Origin of the sequence: Allotabrizicola aquatica (SeqCode) (assembly GCF_965194375.1) — a bacterium.
Classification (GTDB): domain Bacteria; phylum Pseudomonadota; class Alphaproteobacteria; order Rhodobacterales; family Rhodobacteraceae; genus Tabrizicola_A; species Tabrizicola_A aquatica.
Window position 1 is genome coordinate 91,427 of the sequence record NZ_CBDAEL010000009.1, and the last position, 6,188, is coordinate 97,614.

Genomic DNA, 6,188 nt, shown 5'->3' on the forward strand with positions numbered 1-6,188 from the left:
TTAGATTGACCCTGCCTCGACCATGTAATTCGAGGCCGAACACATCGCCGCATCGTCCGAGGCCAAAAACAGCACCATCCGCGCCACATAGACTGGATCGATCAGATCTGGCAGGCACTGGCGGTTGCGGTGCGCCTCCAACGTCTCGGGCGTGGCCCAAAGCGTCTTTTGCCGCTCGGTCATGATCCAGCCCGGCACCACGGCATTGACGCGGATGCGGTGGCGACCGAGATCGCGCGCCATGGTGCGCGTCAGCCCATGCACGGCGGCCTTTGCCGTGGCATAGGCGGGAAAGCCGCCGCCCGCCTCGAACCACGAATTCGACCCCATGTTGATGATCGAGCCGCCGCCGGCGGCAATCATGTCAGGCGCAACCGCCTGAATGGCAAAGAACATGTGGCGCAGATTGGTGGCTTGGCGTTCATCCCAATACTCGGGCGTCACGTCTTTCCAGCCATGGCGGTCATCGCGCGCGGCATTGTTGACCAAGACCGACGCAGGCCCGATCTGAGCCTTCAGGTCAACCAGCGCGCCCTGCATCGCGGCAATGTCGCGCAGGTCGCACAGGGCAAAGGCCACGCCGGGCACCTCCGCGGCCAAGGCGCGCGAGGCCTCTGCGTCGCGGTCCAAAAAGCCCACGCGCGCGCCTTGCGCGGCAAAGGCCCGCACGATCTCGGCCCCAATTCCTTGCGCCCCCCCGGTGATATACACGGTCTTGCCGCGCAGGCTGGGATAGATGGCGAACTCTTGGGTCATAATGGCCTCGGCTGGTCTGGGGTGCGCCCTATCTGACGCAGCCTGCCCGCAAGGGCAAGGTTTCGCGCGCGAACTGCCCATATCTTGGGCAGATGTCGAAATTCTGCGCGAAAACCCCGATCTGGCCGGCAGACTTGGCCAAAAGTCACTCCCCTTTGGTACGCATTGGTCCTATAGCTGGGTCGAGGAGCCCTTGACCCATGTCAGACCGCAGTGAAAGCGACAGCCGCAAGCTCTTGCGGCGCTTGCGCGATGTGCTTGCCACCCCTGCCAAGGGGCAAGAGCGGCTTGACCGCATCACCCACCTCATTGCCGACAGCATGAAGACCGAGGTCTGTTCGATCTATCTGTTCCGCGATGCCGAAACGCTGGAGCTTTGCGCCACCGAGGGCCTGCGCCCCGAGGCCGTTCACCAGACCCGGATGAAACTGGGCGAGGGGTTGGTGGGTCGCGTGGCCCGCACCGGTCAGCCCGTGAACACCGCCGATGCGCCATCGGAAAAGGGCTTCCGCTTTATGCCGGAAACCGGGGAAGAGATTTATTCCTCCTTCCTTGGTGTGCCGATCCAGCGGGTGGGCGAGAAACTGGGCGTTCTTGTCGTGCAGTCCAAGACCGCGCGCAGCTATTCCGAAGACGAGATCGACGCGCTGGACGTGGTTGCCATGGTGCTGGCCGAAATGACCGAGCTTGGCGCCTTTGCCGGGGACGGGGTGCAGGCGCTCCACAAAAAGCCGGTGATGTTTCGCGGCGGCACCGGGCAGGAAGGCACCGCCATGGGCCGGGTCTGGTTGCACGAGCCGCGCGTGGTGGTCACCAACCCCGTGGCCGATGACCCCCTGACCGAGATCGACCGCATCCGCGAGGCTGTGGGCGTGTTGCGCGTCTCGGTCGATGATCTTCTGGCCGCCGAAAGCCTTGATAAAGACCAAAAGGCCGTGCTTGAGGCCTATCGCATGTTTGCCCATTCGCGCGGCTGGCTGCGCCGGATGGAAGAAGACATCCAGCGTGGCCTTTCGGCCGAGGCGGCGGTGGAGAAAGAACAATCCACGGCCCGCAATCGGTTGGAGCAGGTGGAAGACGCTTACCTGCGCGAAAGGCTGAATGATCTGGATGATCTGTCCAACCGCCTGCTGCGCATTCTGACAGGGCAGGGCAAGGACACGGGCGCGCAGATGCCCGACAACCCGGTGCTGGTGGCGCGCAACATTGGACCTGCGGAGCTGCTGGACTATGGGCGCAAGCTGAAGGGCGTGGTGCTGGAAGAGGGATCTGTTGGCTCCCACGCCGCCATCGTCGCCCGCGCGCTGGCAATACCCATGGTGATCCACGCCCGCAACATCACCTCCGAGGCGCTGAACGGCGATGCCATCTTGGTCGATGGCGACCAAGGTATCGTGCATCTGCGCCCCGAAGACACCGTCTCGCGCAGCTTCCGCGACAAGGTCGCCATGCAGGCCGAGGCGCAAAAGCGCTATGCGAGCTTGCGCGATCTGCCCGCCACCACCCGCGATGGGGTGTCTCTCACCTTGCACATGAACGCAGGCCTTATGGCCGATCTGCCCAGCCTGGAAGGATCAGGCGCCGAAGGCGTCGGCCTGTTCCGAACCGAGCTGCAATTCCTGATCCGCAACAAGATGCCCCAGCGCGGCGAGTTGGCACAGCTTTACACACGTGTGATGGACGCCGCCAAAGGCCGCCCGGTCGCTTTCCGCACGCTCGACATCGGGTCGGACAAGGTGCTTCCCTATATGAAGCCGCAGGATGAGCCGAACCCCGCCATGGGCTGGCGTGCCATTCGGGTGGGCTTGGACAAGCCGGGCGTCTTGCGGATGCAGGTACAAGCCCTGATCCGTGCCGCCAACGGCCGCCCGCTGTCGATCATGTTCCCCTTCATCACCGAACATGCCGAGTTCCAAGAGGCCCGTTCGCATGTTCTGCGAGAGATCCATCGGGAGCGGTCCTTGGGCCATCTGGTGCCCTCAACGCTGGAAATTGGCGCCATGCTGGAAACCCCCAGCCTTGCCTTTGCCCCGCAAGCCTTCTTTGAGTTGACCGATTTCATTTCGATCGGGGGCAATGACCTCAAGCAGTTCTTCTTTGCCGCCGACCGCGAGAATGAGCGTGTGCGCAAACGCTATGACAGCCTGAACCTGTCGTTCCTGTCGTTCCTTGAACAGATCGTGCAGCGCTGTGCGGTGTCAAACACCCGGCTGTCGTTCTGCGGCGAGGACGCGGGCCGCCCGGTTGAAGCCCTCGCCTTCGCCGCTATGGGGCTGCGCGGCCTGTCGATGCGCCCGGCTTCCATCGGCCCAGTCAAGGCCCTTCTGCGCCGGGTCAAGCTCGCGGAAGCGCGGGCGGTGATCGAAGAGGCCCGCGCGGCGGGTGAGATGTCGGCGCGGCCAAGGCTGATGGACTGGCTGGCCAGCCTGCCGCAAAGCAAGGGTCCGCTTCTGCCGCCGTAAGGGGGGACGTCGCTTTGCCGCAGCCCTTCGTCACAAGCCTGCACAGGTCTAAGCCGATCTGGCGGCCCATTAGAGCCGCCAGAATCTGTTTTCATGGCGCCTTCATCTCGGCATAGTCACCAGCCGTTCGCAGTGTAACGGTGACCGGCGCGTCGGTGCGATTGCGCCAGAACCAGCCGTGGTTTCCGGTGAAGGCGGCGGTCAGCTCACCCGCCTGATCTGGCACACCGCGACCCTGTTCATAGCTGATCTTCTGACCGCTGCCGTCGCCGTGGGTATCGTAGTTCACCACCGATCCGTTCGCTGTCCATTCAAAGCGGGCGGTCTGGCCTTCCTGCATGACCAGCTTCACCTCGATGCCCTCGCCGGGGGCAAGGCTATAGCTGACTTCGTCGCGCCAGCCGGAAGTAGCCTCGGCGGTGGCGGCATCGACTGCTTCCGTCGTTTCGCCGGGGGCAGGTTCGGCCGTCAGCTCGGGGGCCGTGTCAGGCACAGGGAAGGGTTCTGGTTCGGGTGCCGGCGCTGCCGCGACTTCTTCTACAGTTTGAGCCGGGGCTTCGGTCAGGGCCGCAGGCGCGCCGATCACCGCGCCAATTGCGGCCAACTGCGCCTCGATCCGGTCCAGCCTGCCCAATGTGGCGGGGTCAAGTGTCGCGACTGCGCGCGCGCCTGCCTCATCTGCTTCGGCTTCCGCGTAGAGTTGCTGCTTGATCTGCCCCATCTCTGTAAGCCCCAGAACCGCGCCGAACCCTGTCGGATCGATCCCGTATTCCGCGGGCAAATAGACCACGGTCAACACGGCCACTGCCGCCCCGCTTGCAATGAGCGTTGAGCGGATCAGGCCGCCTGAGGTCGCCTCGACCCCACGGAGCCGTCCCGCCCCATCGTGGTTCGCCCGGCGGTCTGCCCGCAACGGGGTTTGTGGCGTGTGGGTTGTGTCGGAATTGGTGTTCATGTCTGTCTCCCTCAGGCCAGTGCCAAACCGATGAGCTGGAAGCCCATCAGGTAGGCTCCAAGGCCGATCATGATAACGTTTGCGGTATAGGCCTGACGGCCAAAGGAGGGTGAGGCGCGCCAGCGCTGCATGAACAGCAAGATGAGCGCGAGCGCGGTAAGCTGCCCCAGTTCCACACCCACATTGAACGCAATGAGGTTCACCAAAAGCCCTTCAGCGGCGATGTTGTATTCGATGATTTTTGAGGCAAGGCCAAAGCCGTGCAGGAAGCCAAAGACCAGCGTCGCCACCCGCGTATCCGGCTGTACCCCGAACCAAAGGCGAAAGGCTCCAAGGTTGTCGAGCGCCTTGTAGATCACCGAGAAACCGATGATTGCGTCGATGATATAGGCGTTGATGCCAAAGTTGAACCAGACACCAAGGATCATTGTCGCAGAATGGCCCACGGCGAAGAGGGTGACGTAAAGGCCAATCTCCTTCATCCCGTAAAGGAAGAAGATCACCCCAAAGAGGAAGAGGATGTGGTCATAGCCTGTGACCATGTGCTTCGCCCCCAGATAGAGAAAGGGGATGATGTGCGGTCCGATGATTTCTTGAATGTAGCCCTTGTCGCCAAGGGTGACGGCATGCGCCAGCGCCGCGCCCGCCCAAAGGAGCGATACGGCAATGATGGCAAGCACCGCCCAGACGCGCGGTTGCGTCGGATGGAAGAATGTCATGAGGTGTTTCCGTTGATTGACTGACAGAACATGCGGTGCGCTTCCGTCAGGCTCACCGCAGCGAAGGATCGATCAGCTCAGGCGAGGTGGGCGGCGCGGACCGTCGCGGATGGTGCCGGACAACCGACCGGCCTGCGCGGTCCAGCTTTCGGATGCCCTTCGTGGTTGCAACTCACCCTCGACCGGCAGGAGCACGGTTGGGCTGTGGTCGTGGTCGGCAGCATCGTGATGGTCGTGATCTGTCGGGTGCCAATGCCCGCCCTGTTCCACGTGCAAAGCCGCATGATCGGCGTCCATCGCAAGCTGGCCGGGACCATGACTGATGGCCAAGAAGAGCGGCGCGAAAGAAAGCGCACCAAAGAGCACAAATGCTGCCATCCTCGCCAATACGACTCGTGCCGTGCCCATCTGCCCCCACAGCGCGTGAACCTGCGCCCCATCTGGTTCTATCCCCCAAGAGATAGTGTCGCAGGTTTATGGCAGCACCGCACCACCATGCAAGCCTCGCGGCCATCGGTTTCCGTCAAGCCGTTCTGGGCCACTGTGACGGGTGGCACGACCCGCTTGCGCTTTTCGGCTGGGGTGGATGCGGGAGCTGTCATGGATGCCCGCTCGCTACAGGTTGACGCGCGCTCCATTGGCGCGGGCAAGGCGCTCTTGCGCCATGTGACGCGCCCAGAACTGTCCACAATAATCGAAGAGGCCCGCATGGCAGGCAAGATGTGCCGCCGCTTCAGGCTGTCGCGACAGAAGATCGCACGGCAACCAGACGTGACCAGCGAAGGCTTGGGCTGGGGTGAGGCAGCGCCGATACTGGCAAATTGAGCTACTCCCCAACTCTTGGACAGCTTTCCGGGTTGTTTAAGCTACTGCCTGCACCTGCTGATCGGTTTCAATGCGGTTAAAGTAGACCACGGCGGGCGGTTGGCCGCCATGGGCAGTGTGAGGGCGTTGGTGGTTGTAGAAGGTGATCCAGCGCCCGATGCCGACCCGTGCCTGCGATCCGGTTTCCCAGGCGTGCAGATAGACGCATTCATACTTCAGGGACCGCCACAGGCGCTCGATGAAGATGTTGTCGATGCAGCGCCCTTTGCCGTCCATAGAGATCCGGGTGCCAACCCGTTTCAGCCTGTCAGTCCAGACGAAGGACGTGAACTGGCTGCCCTGATCCGTGTTCATGATCTCGGGCGGGCCGAACTTATGGATCGCCTCGTTCAAAGCCTCCACGCAGAAGTCGGCTTCCAGCGTGTTGGATATCCGCCAGGCCAGCACCTTGCGGGTATACCAGTCCATGAT

The 6,188-nt window shown here is 62.7% G+C and carries 7 protein-coding genes; 2 read left to right on the forward strand and 5 right to left on the reverse strand.

Going from position 1 to position 6,188, the window contains the following annotated elements; translation table 11 throughout:
- Positions 1-756, reverse strand: coding sequence for an SDR family NAD(P)-dependent oxidoreductase (locus AC72UB_RS11630; protein WP_505189930.1), 756 nt, complete (start codon positions 754-756; stop codon positions 1-3).
- 200 nt (positions 757-956) lie between these two features.
- Here AC72UB_RS11630 and ptsP point away from each other — a divergent pair, with 200 nt between their 5' ends.
- The gene (ptsP, locus tag AC72UB_RS11635; protein WP_505189931.1) at positions 957-3,218 is read left to right on the forward strand and encodes a phosphoenolpyruvate--protein phosphotransferase; all 2,262 of its coding nucleotides are present in this window, start codon (positions 957-959) and stop codon (positions 3,216-3,218) included.
- A 91-nt stretch (positions 3,219-3,309) separates the two neighbouring features.
- Here the strand turns inward: ptsP and AC72UB_RS11640 are convergent, their stop codons facing one another.
- From AC72UB_RS11640 to AC72UB_RS11650, 3 genes are all read right to left on the reverse strand, one after another.
- Positions 3,310-4,173 carry a hypothetical protein gene (locus tag AC72UB_RS11640; RefSeq protein WP_505189932.1) on the reverse strand — a complete coding sequence of 288 codons (864 nt, stop codon included), beginning with the start codon at positions 4,171-4,173 and terminating at the stop codon, positions 3,310-3,312.
- 11 nt (positions 4,174-4,184) lie between these two features.
- Positions 4,185-4,892: a HupE/UreJ family protein gene (locus AC72UB_RS11645; protein ID WP_505189933.1), complete on the reverse strand. Its 708-nt coding sequence runs from the start codon at positions 4,890-4,892 to the stop codon at positions 4,185-4,187.
- A gap of 72 nt (positions 4,893-4,964) precedes the next feature.
- Entirely contained in the window at positions 4,965-5,270 is a 306-nt protein-coding gene (locus AC72UB_RS11650; protein ID WP_505189934.1) for a hypothetical protein, read from the reverse strand.
- A gap of 117 nt (positions 5,271-5,387) precedes the next feature.
- Between AC72UB_RS11650 and AC72UB_RS11655 the strand changes: the two genes are divergently transcribed.
- On the forward strand, positions 5,388-5,717 hold the full coding sequence (locus tag AC72UB_RS11655) for a hypothetical protein (protein ID WP_505189935.1): 330 nt from the start codon (positions 5,388-5,390) through the stop codon (positions 5,715-5,717).
- A 36-nt stretch (positions 5,718-5,753) separates the two neighbouring features.
- Here AC72UB_RS11655 and AC72UB_RS11660 read toward each other — a convergent pair.
- Positions 5,754-6,188: transposase (locus AC72UB_RS11660; RefSeq protein WP_505189936.1), on the reverse strand; the 435-nt coding region annotated here is incomplete at its 5' end.